The following is a 20178-nucleotide window of genomic DNA, read 5'->3' on the forward strand; positions in this document are numbered from 1 at the left end:
TTCAATTAGCCTCCTTAAGACTGTCCATGATTTTTTGAGACAACAGATCCGACGTGTAGTAGTTGAAGAAATCCGAGATCTTCAGATTGACGTTGAACGTCTCCCTGACCCGTTTCTTGAATTTGACCAGCAGCGTGGAATCCATCCCGAGGTCAAAAAAGCTCTCCGCCGCCGGCACCTTCTCCTCGCCGATCAGCTCCGAGACGATCCGTCCGACGCGGCCGCTGAGGCCGCTGTCCGCCAGAGGCCGCTCTGCCGGTTCATCCGGCGGAGCGGCCGGGTTAACCGGCGCAGACGCCGGGGCAGCCGGGACGGACGCCTGCCGCGCGGCGGCCGTTCTCAGCGGCTCGGCGGCCGCTTCCCAATCGTCCCGGCACAGCGCCTGCACCGTCCGGGCGAAGGAGCCGGTCAGCAGGTCCAGCTCTTCTTCGCCGTATTCCGCCGATTGAACGGTCAGCTGGAGGCTCTGCCCTGCGGTGTCGTGATAGACCGAGAAGTGCAGACCGTACTTCTCGTCCCGGTAGCCCTCGGCTTCCTCCAGGGTGACCTCCCGCGCAGCGTCGAGCACTTTGGAGATCAGGCTGCCGGATTTGTAGTCGAACACGAGATCCCGGTAAATATTCAGCCGGTCCATCGCTTCTCCGGCGAATCCGGCTGCGCTCTCCCCGCGGCCTGCCGCCAAGGTGCGTCGCTGAATCTCGGCCAGCCCCGGCTCCAGGCTCTCCCCCGCTCCGAATTCCTGATGGAACGGAATCAGCCGGGCGAAGCTGCCGAGCGTCCGGTACTGCGCCGGACTCCGTCCCAGCGCCGGGTAGGCCAGGTAGGCCCCGGATGTTCCGAGCCAACCGGCAACGCTGACGGCGAAGGCGGACAGGACGAGCGTGAAATCCGAATACCGCCGTCCCTCTCCCCGTCTATAGGGAATCTCCAGCTGACGGCTGAATCCGGCAGCCGCGGTGCGGCTCCGTTTCCCGGCCAGCGCTTCCCTGAACCGGCCGTAACCGCCGAAGTCCGGTTCCGCTTCTTCGGAAGCGCCGGCGGACTCCGCCGCTGCGGACACGGGCGTTCCCAAGGCCGCTTCCTGCCGCGCCGCCGGGGTCAGCGAAGTCAGCGAAGTCAGCGAAGTCGGCTTGTCCGCTTCCCCGTAATACGCTTGCAGCAGATCCTCCAGGAACAGCCGGACACTGAAGCCGTCGAACAGCGCGTGGTGCAGATTCAGGAACAGGTAATCGGCCTCATCCTCCGCAGACCGGCAGAGCAGCGCCCGGACCCATTCTTCGTCCTCCACCGCGATCAGACGCTCTGCGGCAACCCGGTCCTTGTCCAACTTATCGAAGACGCGGATCTCGATCAGGGGGCACGCCTCCCGCACCTGCCTAAAGAAGCGGCCTGATCCGTTCTCTTCGCTGAAGCGGAAGGAGGTCCGGAAGATCTCAAGCTGCTCAAAATAGCGGTTCAGCAGACTGTACATCCGGGAAAGGTCAAGCCCCTGGCCGAAGCGGATGAACAGCGGAATGTTGTAGGCGCCGCGGTTCTCCAGGCAGGCGGCCAGAATGCGGGCTTCATTGTCGCTAGCTGGCTTGAACATGGTCCACAATCTCCTCCAAGGTGCACCGGAACAGCAGGTCAAGGTCAAGCTCGTAGCCCTTGCCGCCCAGCTCCCATATAATTTCCATCGCTTGGATGGAGTCGCCGCCGAGGTCCAGGAAGGTCTTGTCCGGAACAACCGGGCTGCGCAGCACTTTCTCCACAACGCCGAGAATGTCGGTGCCAGCATCGGCGGCGGCTTCCGCCTCCTCCCGGATGGCGGTCAGCGCCTTGGCATCCGTCTTGCCGTTGCCGTTCATCGGAACCTGAGCCGCATACTTGACTGAAGGGATCATATAGTGCGGCAGCCGGCTCTTCAGATGGCTGCGCAATCCCTCCGGCTCGACGTCGTCGGTAATCAGCAGAATCAGCCGGCTTCCGTCATAGTGGGCGACGCAATCCCTGCGAAGTCCATAGGCTTGGGCGCAACGCTCGATTTCGCCGAGCTCCACGCGGTACCCCGCGATTTTGACCTGACGGTCCCTGCGCTCCACGTAGACCAGATTTCCGTCCCGATCTTCGTACACGCTGTCGCCTGTCCGGTAGTAGCGGACGCCTCCGATCACCAGAATCGCCTTCTCATTCGCTTCCGGCTCTCCGATGTACGCCCGCATCAGCCCGGAATCGGCGATTACCAGCTCGCCGGGCTGTCCGGGAACGGCCGGTACGCCCTCCTCATTCAGGACCAGAAGACGTCCGCCGTCGAAGCTCTGCCCGATCGGAATCTCGGTCTCGTCGCCGCGGACGGCGTACCGGGTGGCAAATACGGTCGTTTCGGTCGGCCCGTATACGTGCAGAACCCGGGAACTGCGGGCGGCCCGCTTCAAATGGTCGGCAGAGCCCCGCTCTCCGCCCGTCAGGATCAGCTCCAGCCGGGACAGCGCCTCCGGACATTCGTCCACGTAGAGATTGAACAGCCGGGTAGTCAGGAAGGCGGTATCCAGCTCGGCGAGAATCGCGGGCAGCAGATCGAAGTCCAGACTCTCCTCCTTGTCCACCATCCGGAGCGTCATGCCGTTGAGAAGTCCGCCGAACAGCTCGTACACCGAGGCGTCGAATTCAAGCGGGGCGAACTGGCCCATGACCGTTCCGGCGTAGAACTCGGCGTGGCCGGCGATTTTGCGGATCGACCGGTCTTCGATGGCTACCGGCTTCGGCTCGCCCGTGGACCCCGATGTGAAGATGACGTACAGCAGACTGTCCTCTTCCCGGATCGCCGGTTCGGGGAGTACCTCTTCCGCCAGGCCCGAAGCGGTCAGCCGGCGGAACTCGGCGCTCCCGAGCACCGCCTTCGCCCCCACCTTGCTGCGCATCAGCGTTCTCCGGTGTTCGGGATAATCCGCCGGGATGACACAGTAGGCCGCTCCCGACCGGACAATGCCGAGCAGCAGCACGATCGCCTCCAGCTTGTTGGCGGTCTCCACGCTGACCACATCGTTCTTGCCAAGGCCCATCCGGCGAAGCTCGCTCCCGATTGCGCGGGTCCATTCGTCCAGCCTGCGGTAGGTAATATGGCCAAGATTCCCGGTAATCGCTACAGATTCCCGTTGTTTCGCGAATATTTCATCGAATTTCTCGAGCAAGTTCACCGCTCTCTTCCTCCTCTTGAGCGCAGTTCTCCAGAACCTCATCCAGGATGCCGAGAAGCTGCATCATCTGGGACGGTTCGTACTTACTGCGGTTGTATTCAATCTCTGCCTTGGCTTCTTCGCCTTCCCGGCAGACCCGGATATAAATATCGAACTTGCTCAATCGGTCCGCCGGAATGAAGCGCATCCGGCGGAACAGATTCTCCTCATAGGAATACACGATGGCATATTCCATGCGGCTTCCCGCGCCTTCTTCGGCCTCCGGCTCCCGTCTGAGACCGGGCAGCTGCCCGGCAAAGATCCGCTTCATCCGCTCTCCCGGGCTCTCCGCCTCCCCGATCACTCCGGGGATAATCCGGACATGGCAGCCGACATCGCGGAAGCTTCCGAACGCCATGCGCCAGTTGCCGATAACACCGTAGACGGCGCCTTCGCCGCAGCGGCGGACAGCTTCCTCCACCGCTGCCTGGCAGACCGCATTGCGGGAGACGCCGAGTCTCCGGGCGATCCGCTCCACCCGCTCCCACCGGCTCCCGGTGAGCGGAAGGCATACCCGGTCTGCGGCCGGCGAACCGCCCTTCCCCGCAGGAGGAATCCGGGCGGCTGCGGGCTCTTCCCTGCCGGAACCTCCGCCGGAATCTCCGCCGGAGCCCCCGCTGAAGCCCCCGAATGAGCCGGAGCTCGTCCCGCATGACGCCTCCAGATCGCTTACCCGGAGGTAGCTCTCGAAGTCCCGGCCTCGCGGCCCCGGCGGGCGGCCGGCCAGCCGGGCTTCCAGCGTCTCCTCCAGATTGCGGATGCCCAGGCCGTCGATGCAGATATGGTGGAACTCCAGATACAGATAGCGCCGGTTCCCGTCCTCCAGGAACTGGAGCCTCCACGGGTATCCGTCCGCGGGATCAACCGAAGCGGTGGACGAGCGGATATAGCTGACAGCGTCGCCGCATTCCTTCACTACGGAAATTTCCAGCGTGTCCGCTTCGAGCGGAACATGCCGCTGGATGAAGCTTCGGCTCTCCGGAAGGTAGCTGTAGCGGACCTGGAGGGCCGGATAATGAAGCAGCGTATCGGTCACAGCCTGACGAACGTCTTCATAGGACTCGTTCTCCCGCAGCGGGTACAGCAGCGGCAGCCGGTACAGCGGCAGCTTGCCGCATATGTACATGTTGCGCTGCAGCTGGGTCAGCGGGCTGCATTCAGGCCCGGGCTCGTTCATGGCGCTCCGCTCCCTCCTCCCGCTGGCCTCTGCCGGCCAGCGCCTCCTCCATCCGGCGGAATAACTCCTCCCCTTCTTCGGGGGTATACAGGCTGTCGTCGATGTAGAAATCCAGCCTTCCGGTATGGCGTCCTGCGGTCAGGTTGACGAATAACTGAAACTTCGACCAGCCGCCCAGCTCCACCGTCTCTTCCAGGATGCCGCCGCGGCCGCTGTCCTCCTGCAGAATCTGGCAGACAATCCGGGGGTAAGCCGCCGGCAGGCCGCTGCGCTGCAGATCATAGACGGACGCCGCCTGGTTCAGCCTGGCCGTCCGCAGGCTGCTGCGCAGCACGTCGGGATCGTCCTCCGCGAAGTATACCGGCAGCACGCGGGCGAAGGAGCCGATGACCCGGCTGGCGCCGGGAATCACCCGGCCGTGATAGACGGCTCCGATGCTCCCGGACGATCGGCCGAAGAACCGGGCGGCCGTACCGGCCAGAGCGGCCGCTGCCTCGTATTCCAGCTCCTCCGGTCCCAGGCCTTCCGTGTCCAGCGTCCAGCTCCGCAGCCTGTACCGGCCCTGTCCGAGTCCTTCCCGGCCCAGGCTGCCGCCGCTCTCCGCCGCCGCTCCTTCCGGCAGTCTCCAGCGGCGCACCGCGGCGGCAATCTCGCTCTCGTACGCCTCCGCCAGCTCCCGGTACTGAACCGGTCGGAGCGCTTGTCCCCGGTAAGCCTCGGCAATCTGATCCAGCAGAACGCCGATGCCGTGATGGTCAATCAGCAGATGATGCAGATGAAGGTAGAAGTACCAGCCGTTCTCCCGGGCGGCGCGGACGATCTTCATGTCCCACAGGGCTCCGCCCGCTCTCGGGCTGATCGTCTTGCGCTGCCGCTCCAGATCGGCGAGGCTCTCCAGCTCCAGGACCGGAAGTTCAACCTCCTCCCAGGCTCCTGCCGTCGCCGTGACTTCTCCTCCGCCATACGCGAAGGCGGTGAAGAAGATTTCATTGCTCCGGATCGTCTCCTGAACCGCCCGGCGGAATGAGCCGGGTTCCATATCCCTGCCGAGCCGGAAGGCGTAGCGGACATCATAGAGGTCGGAGTGGAGAAAGCGGAAGCTGTCGATGAAGATGGCAGTTCCGAATCCCGGCAGCCGGTACTGCCGGGGGGCTTCCGGAAGCTTGGAGTCCGCAGGCGGCCCGGTCTCCAGGGCGGCGGCGGCTTCCAAGTCCGCTTCCGCCCCGCCGGCCAGCTGCTTCAGCCGGTTCTTGAGGTCGCCGAGAGTATGGGAGTCATAGACATCATGGTAGGTCAGCTGGATGCCCCAGCTTTCGTAGGCTTCGGTAATCAGATAGGCAATGTCAAACGAGGTGAGAACCTCCATCAGAAGGTCCGAATCCGCGCCGCGCCCCAGCAGATTGCTTAAGGTCCGGGTGACGGAGGATGCGGGGGCGGAGCGGAGCGGCGTTCTGCCTGCCGCGGCGGGCGGAAGCGGTTCGCTCCCGGGCGATTCCGGCGATCCGTCTGCCGCTTGGGCGGACGCTTCGCCCGCCGCCGGGTCGGTCGCCATGCCGCTCCCAAGCGGCGACCGAAGCCGCTCGTCGGGGTCAGCCCGGTCCAGCGCCAGCAGCGCCGGCTCCAGCTGTTCGCTCACGCGGCGGACCCGCGGACAATCGCAGCGGAATTCGAGGGACAGGCCGTCTTCATACTCATTGAATTGAAGATGGTTGTCATACTTGTACAGATAGCTTCCCAGCGTCAGGCCGAGGAGATAAGCCGACTCCCGGAGCGGGTCGGCCATCTTCGTGTAGGAGAGCACGAAGTCATAGCCGCCGGCTCCAAGCAATTCCATATACTCGCCATAGGACAGGCCCTCCGAGCCGGTCATTCCGTGGAGACACTGCCGGAGCATGCCTCTGGCATTCGCCGCGAAGCCGGCGGACTCGTCCAGCCGCAGCACACAGGGCGCCACATCCGTGAAGTTGCCGACGCTGCCGCTCTGGATTCTCGGGTCCCGGCGGGACACCACGACTCCGGCGATGCTCTCCTTCTGTCCGGTCAGCAGCGCCGCCGTGAAGGCCGAGACGGCGAAGCGCGTCGTCCTCCACTTCTTCGCCAGCGAGCCGAGCGCCGTCCAGGCCTCCGGCGACAGCCGGATGGAGCCGTAGGCGGGATTCTCCAGCCGTTCCCGTTCCGGTTCCCGGCCCCTCTGAGCCCGGGCGAAGTCTTCCCGGAAGCGGGCCTTCTGCCGCTCGGCCCCCTCGTCTCCCCGCGCCGGCGGCTGGGGAGACCAGCCTCCCGCGTCTTCCGGGGAGGGAAGGCCCCCGCCCGCCAGCCGCCGCTCCAGCGCAGCGGCGAACTGGCCGAGCGAGTCGCCGTCGAAGACCAGATGGTGGATCAGAAATTCCAGACGTCCCCGCTCCGGGTCATAGTAGTACCGGGCGAGCGGTCCCCCGCCGAATAGATCCAGCTTCTCCCCTTGAAGCGTCGTCCCGCTCCGGAATCCTTCGCCGCCTTCGTCCGGCTGCAGGCGGAAGGCGTACCCGGCGCCGTCCTCCGCCCGGGCAACCCGCAGACGGAGCGCTTCATAGAATCCCAGCACATCCTCTACGGCGGATTCAACGCCGGACGGGTCCAGACTGCGGCTGAGCTCGAGCTCAAAGTAAATATCATAATTCTTGCGGTGCTTCTCGGCATAGACAATCTTCTCATGCAGCGGGTGCATCGCGTACTGCCGGACGCCGCTTCTTACAGGTTCCATCCGCCTTCCTCCTCTCTCCCTAAATATTCTCTGTGCGGACCCGCATCAGCAGAAGGAACAACAGCGCCGCCAGCACGCCCAGGCTGCCGATATGAAGAGCAATCTCTCCGGCATGCCGGCCGAACCCGCTGAACATCTCGGCATTCACCTCGGTGATCCAGTTGGTCGGCAGAATCCGGGCCAGCCGCTGCATGCTCTCCGGCATAATCGAGCTGGGCCACAGCGTCCCGCCCAGCATGGCCATCGGCAGACAGACCACCGAGATCAGCAGCCGGCCTGTCGCATTGCCGGTCGTCCGGCTGACGAGAAGGAGCCCGATGCCGGCGGCGACGACGTTCAGCAGACCGTAGGCCAGGATCAGCAGCAGCAGCTGAGCCGGCGAGAGAGTCAGTTCGATCCGGAAGACGGCGGTCAGCAGGCCGATCATAATGAGGAACTGCACGACGCCGACGACGGCGAACACGGCGGCCGTCTGGATGTAATAGCTTAGCTTGCTGTAGGCGGCAAGCAGAATGCGCTGCGTCGTCGTGTGCACTTTATCTCCGAGGAAGAGCATCGTGTTCGTCATCGTCAGGAACATGATGATGAAGACGATCATATTGAAGGAGCTCGTCAGCACGACCGCATTCGGGTTGCCCAGGATGCTGCGGTGAACCTCGATGGCCGGCTTGGCCTCCGCCGCCTTCTTCAGACTGGCGGCAAAAGCGCCCTCGTCCGGAGCATTGCGCGCCAGCGTCTGCATCACCGACAGCACACTGTTGATCTTGACCTCGAGCGAGCTGGAATTGAAGGACTGCTCCTTCGCGTATTTCAGGGCCGTCACCGCCCCCTTGCCGCTGTACACCTCGGACGCCGACTGCGTCAGCACCACGCCGAGATTCGAGCTGCTGTCTGCGGCCCCTTCTTTGGAATCGGCCTGCTTGACGATAACGTCCTGCTTCTCCAGCATCCCGGTTACATAAGCCCCGACAGCGGCGTCCTTGGCGTACAGCGTCAGCGTTACCTGCTGCGCCTGCTTATACTGCGCCACGACGGAATACGTGAAGACAATCGGCAGAACGAGAATCAGAATCAGGGTCATCCTGCGTCTGATGATCCGCTTCATGTAGAGTTCGAACACCCGCATCTTTACCGGACCCCTTTCCGCGACAGCAGGAATACCGAGACGGCCATGAATACGAACGCGTAGCCCAATGCGCCGTACACCGGCATCAGCTTCACGATGCCCTGCTGCATATAATCGAACAGCGGCTGCTGAAAAATCTCATTGATGCTGAGCTCTCTCAGCTCGCCCATATCCATCTTGATAAACCCGCCGCCGATAAAGGTCATCGCCGGAATCAGAATCGTAACCACTCCGTCCAGCTGCTTGACCCGGCGGCTGATTACGCCGAGCAGAAGCCCGAGGGCATTGAAGAAGATCGAGCCGGCGAGGATGATGAAGAAGACGAACAGCAGGCTGTTCCCGTAATCCGCCTGAAAGAACCATTTGGCGCACAGTACGATAATCAGTCCTTGAAGCACCGTGATGCTGCACCCCGTCAGGAACTGCCCCATGATAAGGCCTACCCGGGAGACAGGCGACACCAGATAGCGCTCGCCCAGCGCCTCGCTGTACTCTTCCTTCACGAAGTTCATCGTATTGGCCAGTCCGTAGACGAGAATCAGCACGAGCATCGTTACGCCGTAATAGCTGATGGCGGAGACGCCGGACGCCTCTTTGGCCTTGGCCCCGGCTGCCGGAGCGCTTGCGGCTGCGGCCTGCTGCGGATCTTTCAGCAGCGGAGCATAGGCATGGGTGTAAGCTGCGGCGGGATTCTCCGCCTTGGACAGCTTCATGGCCAGATAACCGTCGGAGAACGCCGAGAGCGTCAGCTCCGTTACCTTGATTTTCTCAATGTCAGAATCCTTCCCGTATACGGTTACCCCCTCGGCGCCCGCCGTCCCTTGGGACAACCCGGCCGGAATATGGATGTACTGCTCGGCCTTGCCGTCCTTCAGCAGCTGCTTGGCTGCGGCGTCATTCGTTCCGGTCTGAACCTCCAGCAGCGACCGGTTGGCTTCCCCTTTCAGAAAAGCAACGATCTGCTGTCCCGCCTGCCCCTTGTCCTCGTTGACCACCACGGTCTTCACGCGGTCGGCAGCGGACGATTTCGTCTCCGGCTCGTCTTTGCTGTCGAACACCCCGGACAGCGCGTTGCCGAGGATTACGATCAGCAGGAGCGGCAGAAGAATGTAGTTCACGATCACGACCGGATTCTTGACCTTTCGTTTCATGCTCGTTATAAATATGGTCCACATGGCTTAATCCCTCAGATTCTTTTGGGTTAGTTTGAAGAACACCTGCTCCAGGTTCGGCGAGACATACTGGAAGCTTTTGACGTCGTCCCCGAACGCTTCCTTGATCCGGCTGATGAAATGAACGTCATGCTTGGGTACGCTGAGATGAATGTAGGGCTCTTCGGCATCCAGAACGGTGAACGACTTCAACTGCTGGGCGTAATGGGCTTTCTTCTTCTGCAGCTCCAGGCGAATCACCGCTTCGTCGGTAAATTCCTCGATAATGTCCCCCAGCTCGCCCTGGCAGAGCAGCCGGCCTTTGTCGATAATGCCGACATGCGTACAGATCTTCTCGACCTCTTCCATGTAATGCGAGATGTACACGACGGTGGTTCCCAGCTGGTTCAGCTCAAGGATGGCGTCCAGGATGCGGTTGCGGGACTGAGGATCGACGCCGACGGTCGGCTCATCGAGGATAATGACATCCGGATTATGCACGATTCCGCACGCGATGTTCAGTCTCCGCTTCATGCCGCCCGAGAATTTCTTGGGCTTCTGCGCCCGCTCTTCCCAGAGGCCGACGAATTCGAGCGCGAACTGGATCTGCTTCTTCAGCTTCTCTCCCTTCAGCCCGTACAGCTTGCCGAAGAACATGACGTTGTCGTAAGCGGACAAGTCGTACATCAGGGCCAGATCCTGCGGAACGTAGCCGACCCGCTTGTTCGTGCTGGCGTTCAGGCGTTCGTTGAACCACTGAATCGTCCCGCCCCGGGGCTTGTCGAGCCCCAGCATGACCTTGGTCAAGGTGGACTTCCCGGCTCCGTTCGGTCCCAACAGACCGAAGATTTGTTTCTCTCCGATGGACAGCGACAACCGGTTGAGCACCGGTTTCTTCTGGTTATAGCTGAATTCAATTTCCTTCCCCGCAAAAACGGTTCCCATTCGTTATAGCCTCCCGTTTAGAATGTCTTTTGGTCTACCTCTAATCTAGCACCCCTTGGGACCGGCTAATCCTTTCGGTAATAACACGCGATTTTGACATCCTAAGTGTATGGATTGGCTGCAATGATGAATACGCGGGCGGCGTAAACGCAGCAAGGCCCCGGGAGCTTCCCCGGGGCCTTGCCTGTTCTTGCTCCTCACTTCCGGCCGGATACGCCCTTTCGGCTACAGCTGAACCGGCAGAATCCGTCCTTGCTCGTCATATTGGATCTCGGTGAATTTCACGCAGCGCTTGTGGTCCACTCCGCCGGACAGCGAGGCGTCATGATAGAACAGATACCACTTGCCTTCGAACTCCACAATGGAATGATGCGTCGTCCAGCCCACCACCGGCTCCAGGATCGTTCCCTGGAACACATAGGGGCCGAAAGGCTTGTCGCTGACGGCGTAGACAATCTTGTGGGTGGTTCCTGTCGAATACGACAAATAATACTTGCCGTTGTACTTGTGCATCCAGGGGCCTTCAAAATATCTCCGGTCCTCGTCCCCTGCCAGAAGCGGCTGGCCCGCTTCGTCCACAATGCTAATCTCCTGCGGTTCGGCCCGGAAGGACAGCAGGTCTTCCGTCAGTTCGGCCATCCGGGGGCCAAAAGCCGGTTCGCCCGGCTCTTTCTCCGCGGCGTCCGCCTGGTACTCGCCGGTCTTCCACTTCTCCAGCTGTCCGCCCCACAGTCCGCCGAAGACCATGTACGCGCGTTCGTCTTCGTCGATGAACACGGCCGGATCAATGCTGAAGCTGCCGTCGATGTAATTCGCTTCGGCCCGGAACGGACCGGCCGGAGAAGCCGAAGTGGCGACCCCGATCCGGAAGATGCCGTCCTTGTCGCGGGCCGGGAAGAACAGATAATACATGCCGTTCCGGCAGGCGGCATCCGGCGCCCACATCTGTTCGGAAGCCCAGGCTACGTCCCGCACGTGCAGCGCGAGCCCGTGATCGACGCAGGGCGCGTCCGGACCGTCCATGGAGAGCACATGGTAGTCCTCCATCTGATACTGGTCGCCGTTGTCGTTCGTCGGTCCGTCATGATCAATGTCGTGCGAGGGATAGATATACAGCTTGCCCTCGAACACATGGGCGGACGGATCGGCAGTGAAGATATGGGTAACTAGCGGTTGGTTGAACTCAGCCACGATTCGGTATTCCTCCTTGAATGTCGGTATCAAGCGCTAAGAAGCCTAATGGAGTAGATGCTTACTCTTTGACGCCGCCGAGCGCAACGCCCGCGATAATATAACGGGACAGCAGGAAGTACACGACGAACAGCGGCAGCGCCGTCAGGGAAAGGCCCATATAGATCGAGCCGAATTCCGTCTTGTAAATATCCCCGCGCAGCAGGCTGACCATAATCGGCATGGTGTATTTCTCCTTCTGCGTCAGCAGGATCAGCGGCATGAACAGGTTGTTCCAATTGCCGACAAAGGCGAAGATGGCCTGCGTCGCCACCGCCGGCATCATCAGCGGCAGAATAATCCGGTTGAACGTCTTGAATTCGCCGGAGCCGTCCACGCGGGCCGCCTCAACGATCTCAAGCGACAGGGTCGCCAGCAAGTACTGGCGCATGAAGAAGACGACCGCCGGCGCCGCAATTGCGGGCAGGATGAGCGGCAGGAAGCTGTTCGTCCAGTGCAGTTTGTACATGAACTGGTAGAAGCCGATGGCGCTGGCCTGGGCCGGAATCATCATGACGCACAGAATGAAGGTGAAGAACGGACCCCGCAGCTTCCAGTCGTAGGCGACCAGGCCATAGGCCGTCAGCGAAGAGAAGTAGACGGTGCAGATCGTCGCCGAGCTGGAAATAATAAAGGAGTTCAGAAAGCCTTTAATCGGGTCAAAGCTCTTGTCGAGCAGCACATGCAGGTTGGTCATCATATGGCTGGAAGGAATCAGCGAGACGCCGCTCTGGATTTCCGGTGTAGAACGCGTGGCGTTCACGAACATAATCCAGAACGGAAGAATGCTGAGCAGCGCCAGGCCGATGCAGACCACATAGATGATCGTTTTGGTCAATTTCCGGTTGAAGGTACCTGTCTTCTCAACTCTCTCCATCGGTCTACACCTCCCTTACGGCTGCTGCCTGTGCTGCCGCTCTCCGTCTCAATTTCTCGGCTTTCTTCAATCGGCCGGCATCGCGGTCGCGCATCAGATAGAAGAGCACAGCCGACAATGCCGCCGTAATCAGGAACATAATCATACTTGCAGCCGCAGCCTTGTTGTACATGTAGCTTCCCTTGAAGGCCTGACCGTAAATAAACATGGACGTGGTAAGCGTAGAGTCGTCCGGACCGCCTGCGAGGAACAGCTGCGGAATATCGAACATCGTCAGACCGCCCACCATCGATGTAATCAGCGTGAACAGCAGGATCGTGCGAAGACTCGGCAGCGTGATGCGGAAGAACGTCTGAATGCCGTTCGCTCCGTCAATCGCCGCGGACTCAAAGAGGGCCGGATTGATGCCCATTACACCTGCAACGAGAACGATCATCGTGTTGCCGTACCACATCCAGAACTGGATGAATGCCACGATACCCCGGGCCGTCGTCTTATCCTGAAGGAAGAAGATCGGGGCGTCGGACCATCCCAGCGATTGAAACAGACTGTTAATCGGGCCCATCGGATAGGCGAATAAACTGCTGAAGAGCACCGCAATGGTACTCGCTGTAATAATATTTGGCATGTAGAGCAGAACCTTGAAGGCTCCCTGGCCTTTGATGTTCAGCCGCTTGTTGGTGAACCAGGCGGTAAGCAGAAGCGCGAGCACAATCTGGGGAACGAAGTTGATTACCCAGAGCAGACCCGTATTTTTCAGAGACTTGATGAACGTCGGGTTGTGATACAGCAGATCCTTGAAGTTCTGAAACGGGTTATCCAGGATATGAATCGGCTTGGGAATCAGGCCCTTCATATCGGTGAAGCCGATCAGCGCAGTGTACAGGATCGGATAGAGCGAGAATACGAGAAAAGCCAGGACAAACGGCAGGGTAAAAATGTAGCCGTACTTCGAATAGTTCACACCTTTGCGGCGCATGCTCTCACCTCACGGATTGATGGGAAAGGGCGGGATAGCTTCCCGCCCCTTCGACTCCTAGTTATTCGCTGTCGATATCAAGCTGGTCTTTGACCTGCTGTTTGAAGGTGGCGATGGCGTCGTCGCGGCTCTTGTTGCCTGCCGTGTACTCACGCACCTGATCGCGCCAGAGCTTGTTGATCGTTTCGTCGTACTGGGTCAGGTTCTTACCGGATGCGTTGGCGTTGGCCGGAACGAAGACGTCGAACATATTCTGTCCGCCGAGCAGCGGAACTTCGCCGTTGGACTTGGACATAACGACGGAGGAAGCAACGCTGTCTTTCGTGCCCTGTTCGCCTGCCTTCATGGTGCCGTTGGCCCACAGATACTGGAGACCGGTCTCGGAAGTGTCCAGCGTTACCCATTTCACGAAATCTGCCACAGCTTGCTTCTTGGCATCATCCTTCACGACATCCTTGTTCGCGAGCAGCCAGGTGCCGCCCCAGAAGAAGCCGGTCGGCGGTTCGGTAATGGCCCAGTCGCCGTTCGTCGTCTTAACCTGGTCTTTCATCGTGTAGTTAATGAGCCATGCCGGGCCGAAGAATCCGAATACCGGCTTGGCGCCGGTGCCGGACATATCGGCGTACCAGCCTTCTGTCCAGTCGGTCGTATCATTGTGGTAGCCGTTGTCTTTCAGCTTCTTGGAGTAGTCCAGGAACTGTTCGCGCTTCGGATCGATGTGCAGCTTGCCGTCAACAATCCAGCCCTTGTCGGAGCTGTTCTCGATCGGATGCCAGATGTCGCCGTCGCCGGAGACGATCGCATATCCTTTCGCTTTCAGCTTGGCCGCGGCTTCGAAGAACTTATCCCAGCCCGGTCCCACTTCCGTCTTGATCTTGGACGGATCATCCGTTCCGAAGACTTCCTTCGCGAGGGAACGGCGGTAAATGAATGCGCCTCCAGTCGCTTGATAGCCAAGGCCTTTCAGTTGGCCGTCCTTGCTGCCGATATCAACCGAATACTGGGCGATGCCTGCATCCTTGACCATCTTGTCATCCAGACCGAGATCGGAATAGTTGGCTGCATACGAGGAAGCGTCGCCCTGCGTGTATTTGAGAACGAAGGCCGATTCCGCTGCATAGATGTCCGGAGCGTCCTTGCCTCCGGCGGCCAGCGCCTGGTCCAGCGCCGGCTGATAAGCGCCGTCGGTCGTAGCGATTACCGTTGTTTTGAAGTCTACATTCGCATCCGGATGGAGTTCCTTGTATTTCTTCGCCATATCCGGAATTTCATTCGTGAAGCTCCACAGATTGATTGTGACCTTCTCGCCCGATCCCTTGGCCGGAGCCGCTGCAGACGCTGCCGGAGCCGCGCTGGCGCCCGCTGCGCCCGAAGACGAGTTGGAGTTGGAATTGTTGTTGTTACCGCCGCAGGCCGTAAGAGCTGAAGACACTACAAGCACCGTAGAAATACCGGCAACCAGACGTTTCATGCTTTTCATACTTTGCCTCCCCTTTTGTATAAAGCGTGGTTTTTGTAACCGCATTCATAATTATAGAGGTGTTCCTCTGGGAGCGTAAGGAAACGGTCATTGGGAGAAATTCTACTTTTATTGGATTTCCAATAAACGCGCTTTCATGAGAACGCAAAAAAGAGCCGAGCTGCTGGAATTTCCGGCCCACTCGGCCCAATCTGCTTCGGCTAGGTCATCAGAGCGGCGGTTGGGCCGCTCCCGCTTTTATCGAACGGCCTGAGCCGACAGTAAATCTCCCGGATGCGCTGATGCAGCTCGTCCTCCTCTCGGTTCAGAGAGGGATGATTCCAGAACAGAGCCGCCGTGCCGCCCGGCTTCAGCAGATCGAATATTTTGGCGAATCCGAAATCCTCTTCAATCCAGGGAAACGCCGTCGCCGAGTAGATGAAATCAAAAGACCCGGGTCGGTCATTGTCATTCTCTTTTTCTATGTGGGAACTGATTGTCCCGAGTCATCCGATTAGGAACAACTTACAAAAACACCTTCAAGAGATTACCATCAAGGATATTGCCGAGCGGGCGAATATGAACATACTTCGCGGATAAACACCTGTTCTTCTCAACCATGCTCACTACCACAAGCGCAGCTTTCTTCCGCAGTCAATTCATGGACCTTGTCATACAGGAGTACCCTGCGGAAATTGACGTTGTCGAAGACAAGGATCAAGGATTGAACGAAGAGGTAATCCTCCTTAGTGCGGACAACTCGGTTATCCCGGCCCGTTACGGCCGCCCCGTTAAAGGATGGCCTCTCCTTTTGAAAATTAACCAGCGCCTTCGGACGACTGCTCGTTTCGCTGCAACTGATTACGGATTCCTTCGCGGTCAATCTGGATCCAGTATTCTGCGATCTTCTCATTCTCAACACGATAGACTGCACTCGCGATCTCCAGGATCGGTTGATGAGTCGGTGCAAAACCGTCTACTTCTCCGATATGGATACCGGCCTGTTTCCAGCGCACATAAACTCGATCATCCTGCGCTAAGAACTCAGTGATATTCAGACTAAACGGTCCGTAAGCGGCAATCATTTCACGAATATGATCGGCATAATCGGCCGGAGACCGTTCAACGGTAATTTCATCTTCCGATGTAAGCTGATGGGCCAGAACACGTTCCGCCATATAACAATATGCTGCCTCCGGTTCTTGTCCGGAACGGACTCTCTCAATAAATTGCCTTACTACTCCTTCTGCTGCCATGGTGTCCTCCAGTTCTTCAGAATGAGATCTTGTCGTTGGTAAACCGGGTTCGCCCTCGCTCCCCGCTAGAAGAGCATGGCCAGTATTCCCTCAACGGATCGATCGACGAATGCCCGTTCCGGACGGGATTTCAGAATCACGGTCAACCCTATTAAAGATACAACCAAAGTCTGGGCCAAACGCTTAGCGTCTAGTTGGGGCTCCAGTTCTCCGGTTCGCTGCCCCCGCTCAATCGTTTCTTCAAAAATCACCGAAAGGTACATTTGATGCTCTCTTGTCAGAATCTCGAATTTCTCATCATGCGGGGCCATCTCCACCATAGAGTTAATGCAGAAGCACCCCCAGTTTGCACTTTCCCCTCGCCCTTGGACCACTAACTCTCCGAATAGAACACGAAAGGCCTTCTTGACGGAAGGAACGCTCTGCAGACTGGAACGAATTTGAGCAGCATGAGCACTTGTATATTTCCGCAATGCCGCTTCAAACAATCCCTTTTTATCGCCGTAAGCGGCATATAAACTCGGTTTCTGTATACCCATTCGGGACGTTAACTCGCTCAACGAAGCCGCTTCAAACCCTTTTTCCCAAAAGAGCTCCATGGCTGCAGTCAACGCCTTCTCCTCATCAAACTCCCGTTGTCGGGCCATAAGTCTCCTCCTTTTTATACCGTTCGTTATATTATCTTTCACCTCATTATGGATGTCAAGTTATACAAAATTCGCTCCTTTTCAAAATAATGTTGACAGTTTACTCTTTAAGATATAAATTTGTCGGGTACTTATTTGTACCTAACGGTACATAATTATGAACACAAAACAAAGAAAGCAGGTGATTTTCCTGAATAAACCCGATGAAAACAGGAAGCCCCTTACCATGTCCCGCTCTTTAATTTTGTTATTTGCAGTTTCGTGCGGCCTGTCTGTAGCCAACATCTATTACGCACAACCTTTACTGGATGCAATTGCAAGCGAGTTCGCGATCCCGCCTTCCTTTATCGGTCTTGTGGTAACCATAACACAAATCTGTTATGCGCTCGGGCTTCTGCTGCTGGTTCCACTTGGCGACCTCCTCAATCGGCGCTGGCTGATTCCTGGGCAAATGCTATTATCCGTGGGGGCTTTAACGGCAGTCGGCTTAGCTCCTTCAAGCACCGTCGTGTTCATCGGCCTTGCCTTCGTCGGGCTGCTTGCCGTCGTGGCGCAGACGCTTGTCGCGTTTGCAGCGACCCTTGCAATCCCGGCTGAGCGCGGAAGGACCCTTGGTCTTGTGACTGGCGGAATCGTCATTGGTATTCTACTCGCCCGATCTGTGGCAGGCGTGCTGACTGATTTCACCGGGTGGCGTTCCGTCTATCTATTCTCTGCCGGTCTAACGTTCATCCTCGCGGGAATTCTGTTTGGTATGCTTCCTTCCGAGAATCGCCGAGAGGAATCTCTATCCTACCGGAGACTCCTTCGTTCTACCTTGGCTTTATTCTTTAAGGAACCCGTTCTGCGTGTCCGCGCCTTGCTGGCACTCCTGATTTTTACGGATTTCAGCATCCTCTGGACCTCCCTTGTATTTCCACTTAGCGCCCCTCCGCTTTCCCTGTCACATACTGCTGTAGGGGCCTTTGGCCTGGCAGGAATTGCTGGTGCCCTTGCAGCAACACGAGCCGGGCAACTGGCCGACCGTGGAACGGGACAGGTGACAACGGGCGCAGCATTGATCCTCCTTCTCGCTTCTTGGTACCCGATTAGCCGAATTCAACATTCGATTCCAGTCCTAATCATTGGCATTGTTCTGCTTGATTTGGCCGTACAGGCCGTGCATGTCACGAACCAAAGCATGATCCTGAGCGTCCGCCAAGAGGCGCGAAGCAGACTTACCGGAGGTTATATGATGTTCTACTCTTTTGGCAGCGCTTTAGGATCTATCGCTTCTACCTTTACCTATGAACTGGCAGGATGGAGAGGAATCTGTATATTGGGCGCCGGAGTCAGTGCACTTGCCATTCTGTTCTGGTGGATGACCCGAGGCTGTCAGCCTGGCTTAAAATCCAGTTGAGGTACGAATTTGAAAGCGAAGTATCGATATTTGGGTTACAATTGGCCTATCCCGCTTCATAGAACAGGAGAGATCGCTGTGCAGCTTTCAGATTCCACTTATTCCGCCATCAAGGCTCTGTGTACACAAGGCGACGCGTTCATGAGAACGGGCAATCTCAATGCCGCCAAGCAAAATTATCTGGCCGCCCTCCGCCTATTGCCGGACAACCCTCAAGAATGGGAAGCCGCTACCTGGATCTATGTGGCGATCGGGGATGCCCACTACCGGATGAAGAACTATGATAAGGCCTTCAAGTCCTTCTATAATGCTGTACGCTGCCCGAATGGACTGGGTAATCCGTACATCCACCTTCGGCTGGGACAGTTATATTACGAACAGAGGAACCATACCAAGGCCGCCGACGAGCTCACCCGGGCTTACATGGGCGGCGGTATCGCGATCTTTATGGAAGACGACCCCAAGTATCTGGCGTTTTTGGAGACCATCTTGAAGATTTAATTGGTCAAGTTACCGGAGGCTACTTGTAGCGCGCTGAACGATAACCAGACATATTCCGGAAAATGAATAATGGCTTCGCCCTTCTAAGCAGAGGGGCGAAGCCATTATGATATTCTTCCATTCACTAATTCTGTTATAAAAGAGGCTCATGCAATGTGAAGGTATCCGTCTTACCGGACACCTGTTCAGTGACAATAATGTTGGTTACTTAGAAACTGAGGTAAATCAAGTCTTTTCTGGCTTTCAACTCACTATACTAGTTACATTAAAGTTGGTGTCCAAGAAAACATCCCAAAAACTCTAATTACATTAAAGTTTGTACTTCAAAATAACAAGATATTTGTACTCCCAATGTCTTTATGCATACTGAAGTGCTCGCAGCTGGTTTTTATTTGTTATAAGCTCCCACACAATTTCATTCAATACTTCATCTAATCGACAGCAGATATTTAAGTAAGTCCAATTTTCTATACTGTACTCGAATTCATCGTATTGATAATTTATCATAAACTCATCTCTATAACGTTTTAATAATTGTTGTATCGCTCTATAATCTCCATGAGCTATTTTATTTCTGAGTTGTCTCATTATTTGTGCGAACGTGGCTTTCTTAGTCGTTCCTATTCGTGATTCTTTTAAAAATAAGGGAAGCTTTCTTTCTAACTCTCCAAAAGTTCTCCCATTACCTGATGGATTTATTATTAACATTTCTATTAGAGACATCACCTTGAATACATGATAGGCATTATATTCACGATCATGATACATTGAATTTATTATGTAATCTAAAATCCAAAAATCCTCTTCTCTCTGCAAAAAATCATCTACTAATACGCCTACTTTTACTAATGAAGATAAACACTGATTATTATAGTTTTCAAAATCCAACTGTGAGTTTAACATTGCTTGGAAAAAATTCAGAATACGGGGCTTCTCGTTAAATTCATCTGAAGAAAACGTTGAAAAAGGTATCCTATTATTCAATACGTCCTTACCCTTAGTTGAATATTGAATCATATTGCAAAAATTTAGGAATTTTCGTGGAAATGAAACCTCACATGTAGGGCTATCCATTGTGTCATTTTTCAATTGTAAGTATGAATTTTCGAAATCCAATACATCAATAGCAATCAGGTTTCTTGCTATTATTTCTAAATCAGTGTTATAACCCTCTAAAGGAATTTTCCATTTCGTTTTTTTAATTAACTCAGTAAGATCATAATTACTAAGTTGTGTGTCTATAACTTCTTCTTTTTCCCATACCTTTAATTTATGTTCAAGTACTAGTATCTCTTCAAGCATATCGTCTTGTAATCCATTTACCCAATCACTAGGCGGATTTGATATTCCAATACCTAATTTTTTGGATATGATAGTCGGTTCAATATTTCCATAGAAATTTAAAATAATCATTAATTCCCCTCCGACATCTAGGATGTGTCTGAAAACTAAATACTATGGTAAGATTTGAGA

Annotated in this window: 16 protein-coding genes; 2 read left to right on the forward strand and 14 right to left on the reverse strand. The window is 56.6% G+C overall.

Annotation, left to right across the window (positions count from 1 at the left end; all coding sequences use genetic code 11):
• Position 1: 1 nt before the first annotated feature.
• The 13 genes from F4V43_RS16450 to F4V43_RS16515 all read right to left on the reverse strand — a co-directional run bounded on the left by F4V43_RS16450 (position 2) and on the right by F4V43_RS16515 (position 16805).
• On the reverse strand, positions 2 to 1588 hold the full coding sequence (locus F4V43_RS16450; RefSeq protein ID WP_150459346.1) for a condensation domain-containing protein: 1587 nt from the start codon (positions 1586 to 1588) through the stop codon (positions 2 to 4).
• The gene (locus F4V43_RS16455) at positions 1572 to 3176 is read right to left on the reverse strand and encodes a non-ribosomal peptide synthetase (RefSeq protein ID WP_191089620.1); all 1605 of its coding nucleotides are present in this window, start codon (positions 3174 to 3176) and stop codon (positions 1572 to 1574) included. Before F4V43_RS16455 ends, F4V43_RS16450 begins: the two co-directional genes overlap by 17 nt.
• Positions 3151 to 4392, reverse strand: a complete 1242-nt coding sequence (locus F4V43_RS16460; protein WP_150459348.1) for a condensation domain-containing protein — start codon at positions 4390 to 4392, stop codon at positions 3151 to 3153. The genes F4V43_RS16455 and F4V43_RS16460 overlap by 26 nt, the downstream gene beginning before the upstream one ends.
• On the reverse strand, positions 4373 to 7135 hold the full coding sequence (locus F4V43_RS16465; RefSeq protein ID WP_150459349.1) for a condensation domain-containing protein: 2763 nt from the start codon (positions 7133 to 7135) through the stop codon (positions 4373 to 4375). The genes F4V43_RS16460 and F4V43_RS16465 overlap by 20 nt, the downstream gene beginning before the upstream one ends.
• Before the next feature lie 19 nt (positions 7136 to 7154).
• Positions 7155 to 8261: an ABC transporter permease gene (locus F4V43_RS16470; RefSeq protein WP_150459350.1), complete on the reverse strand. Its 1107-nt coding sequence runs from the start codon at positions 8259 to 8261 to the stop codon at positions 7155 to 7157.
• A 2-nt stretch (positions 8262 to 8263) separates the two neighbouring features.
• Entirely contained in the window at positions 8264 to 9436 is a 1173-nt protein-coding gene (locus F4V43_RS16475; RefSeq protein ID WP_150459351.1) for an ABC transporter permease, read from the reverse strand.
• Positions 9437 to 9439: 3 nt separating this feature from the next.
• Positions 9440 to 10357 (reverse strand): ABC transporter ATP-binding protein, encoded by a 918-nt coding sequence (locus F4V43_RS16480; protein WP_150459352.1) that lies wholly within the window; start codon positions 10355 to 10357, stop codon positions 9440 to 9442.
• Positions 10358 to 10582: 225 nt separating this feature from the next.
• Positions 10583 to 11551 carry a glycoside hydrolase family 43 protein gene (locus tag F4V43_RS16485; protein WP_411898469.1) on the reverse strand — a complete coding sequence of 323 codons (969 nt, stop codon included), beginning with the start codon at positions 11549 to 11551 and terminating at the stop codon, positions 10583 to 10585.
• Between the two features lie 58 nt (positions 11552 to 11609).
• A complete protein-coding gene (locus F4V43_RS16490; protein WP_150459354.1) occupies positions 11610 to 12464 on the reverse strand; it encodes a carbohydrate ABC transporter permease in 855 nt (284 codons plus the stop codon).
• Between the two features lie 4 nt (positions 12465 to 12468).
• Positions 12469 to 13443: a carbohydrate ABC transporter permease gene (locus F4V43_RS16495; protein WP_150459355.1), complete on the reverse strand. Its 975-nt coding sequence runs from the start codon at positions 13441 to 13443 to the stop codon at positions 12469 to 12471.
• Positions 13444 to 13504: 61 nt separating this feature from the next.
• Complete coding sequence (locus F4V43_RS16500) at positions 13505 to 14923, reverse strand: ABC transporter substrate-binding protein (RefSeq protein WP_150459356.1); 1419 nt, start codon at positions 14921 to 14923, stop codon at positions 13505 to 13507.
• A gap of 797 nt (positions 14924 to 15720) precedes the next feature.
• Positions 15721 to 16158: an ester cyclase gene (locus tag F4V43_RS16510; RefSeq protein WP_150459357.1), complete on the reverse strand. Its 438-nt coding sequence runs from the start codon at positions 16156 to 16158 to the stop codon at positions 15721 to 15723.
• A gap of 65 nt (positions 16159 to 16223) precedes the next feature.
• On the reverse strand, positions 16224 to 16805 hold the full coding sequence (locus tag F4V43_RS16515; protein WP_150459358.1) for a TetR/AcrR family transcriptional regulator: 582 nt from the start codon (positions 16803 to 16805) through the stop codon (positions 16224 to 16226).
• A gap of 157 nt (positions 16806 to 16962) precedes the next feature.
• Here F4V43_RS16515 and F4V43_RS16520 point away from each other — a divergent pair, with 157 nt between their 5' ends.
• Positions 16963 to 18204 carry an MFS transporter gene (locus F4V43_RS16520; RefSeq protein WP_150459359.1) on the forward strand — a complete coding sequence of 414 codons (1242 nt, stop codon included), beginning with the start codon at positions 16963 to 16965 and terminating at the stop codon, positions 18202 to 18204.
• Between the two features lie 117 nt (positions 18205 to 18321).
• Positions 18322 to 18705 carry a tetratricopeptide repeat protein gene (locus F4V43_RS16525; protein WP_411898470.1) on the forward strand — a complete coding sequence of 128 codons (384 nt, stop codon included), beginning with the start codon at positions 18322 to 18324 and terminating at the stop codon, positions 18703 to 18705.
• Positions 18706 to 19062: 357 nt separating this feature from the next.
• On the opposite strand, the gene F4V43_RS16530 is transcribed toward F4V43_RS16525, so the two are convergent.
• A complete protein-coding gene (locus F4V43_RS16530) occupies positions 19063 to 20118 on the reverse strand; it encodes a hypothetical protein (protein WP_150459361.1) in 1056 nt (351 codons plus the stop codon).
• Between the last annotated feature and the right edge of the window lie 60 nt (positions 20119 to 20178).

Origin of the sequence: Paenibacillus spiritus (assembly GCF_008710135.1) — a bacterium.
GTDB classification, from domain to species: Bacteria; Bacillota; Bacilli; order Paenibacillales; family Paenibacillaceae; genus Paenibacillus_AQ; species Paenibacillus_AQ glufosinatiresistens.

What these genes read in the sequence shown, in the direction of transcription:
- F4V43_RS16450 (WP_150459346.1), bottom strand. Translation starts at nt 1,588, where the DNA reads ATGTTCAAGCCAGCTAGCGACAATGAAGCCCGCATTCTGGCCGCCTGC.
- F4V43_RS16460 (WP_150459348.1), bottom strand. Translation starts at nt 4,392, where the DNA reads ATGAACGAGCCCGGGCCTGAATGCAGCCCGCTGACCCAGCTGCAGCGC.
- F4V43_RS16465 (WP_150459349.1), bottom strand. Translation starts at nt 7,135, where the DNA reads ATGGAACCTGTAAGAAGCGGCGTCCGGCAGTACGCGATGCACCCGCTG.
- F4V43_RS16470 (WP_150459350.1), bottom strand. Translation starts at nt 8,261, where the DNA reads ATGCGGGTGTTCGAACTCTACATGAAGCGGATCATCAGACGCAGGATG.
- F4V43_RS16475 (WP_150459351.1), bottom strand. Translation starts at nt 9,436, where the DNA reads ATGTGGACCATATTTATAACGAGCATGAAACGAAAGGTCAAGAATCCG.
- F4V43_RS16480 (WP_150459352.1), bottom strand. Translation starts at nt 10,357, where the DNA reads ATGGGAACCGTTTTTGCGGGGAAGGAAATTGAATTCAGCTATAACCAG.
- F4V43_RS16490 (WP_150459354.1), bottom strand. Translation starts at nt 12,464, where the DNA reads ATGGAGAGAGTTGAGAAGACAGGTACCTTCAACCGGAAATTGACCAAA.
- F4V43_RS16495 (WP_150459355.1), bottom strand. Translation starts at nt 13,443, where the DNA reads ATGCGCCGCAAAGGTGTGAACTATTCGAAGTACGGCTACATTTTTACC.
- F4V43_RS16500 (WP_150459356.1), bottom strand. Translation starts at nt 14,923, where the DNA reads ATGAAAAGCATGAAACGTCTGGTTGCCGGTATTTCTACGGTGCTTGTA.
- F4V43_RS16510 (WP_150459357.1), bottom strand. Translation starts at nt 16,158, where the DNA reads ATGGCAGCAGAAGGAGTAGTAAGGCAATTTATTGAGAGAGTCCGTTCC.
- F4V43_RS16515 (WP_150459358.1), bottom strand. Translation starts at nt 16,805, where the DNA reads ATGGCCCGACAACGGGAGTTTGATGAGGAGAAGGCGTTGACTGCAGCC.
- F4V43_RS16520 (WP_150459359.1), top strand. Translation starts at nt 16,963, where the DNA reads ATGAACACAAAACAAAGAAAGCAGGTGATTTTCCTGAATAAACCCGAT.
- F4V43_RS16530 (WP_150459361.1), bottom strand. Translation starts at nt 20,118, where the DNA reads ATGATTATTTTAAATTTCTATGGAAATATTGAACCGACTATCATATCC.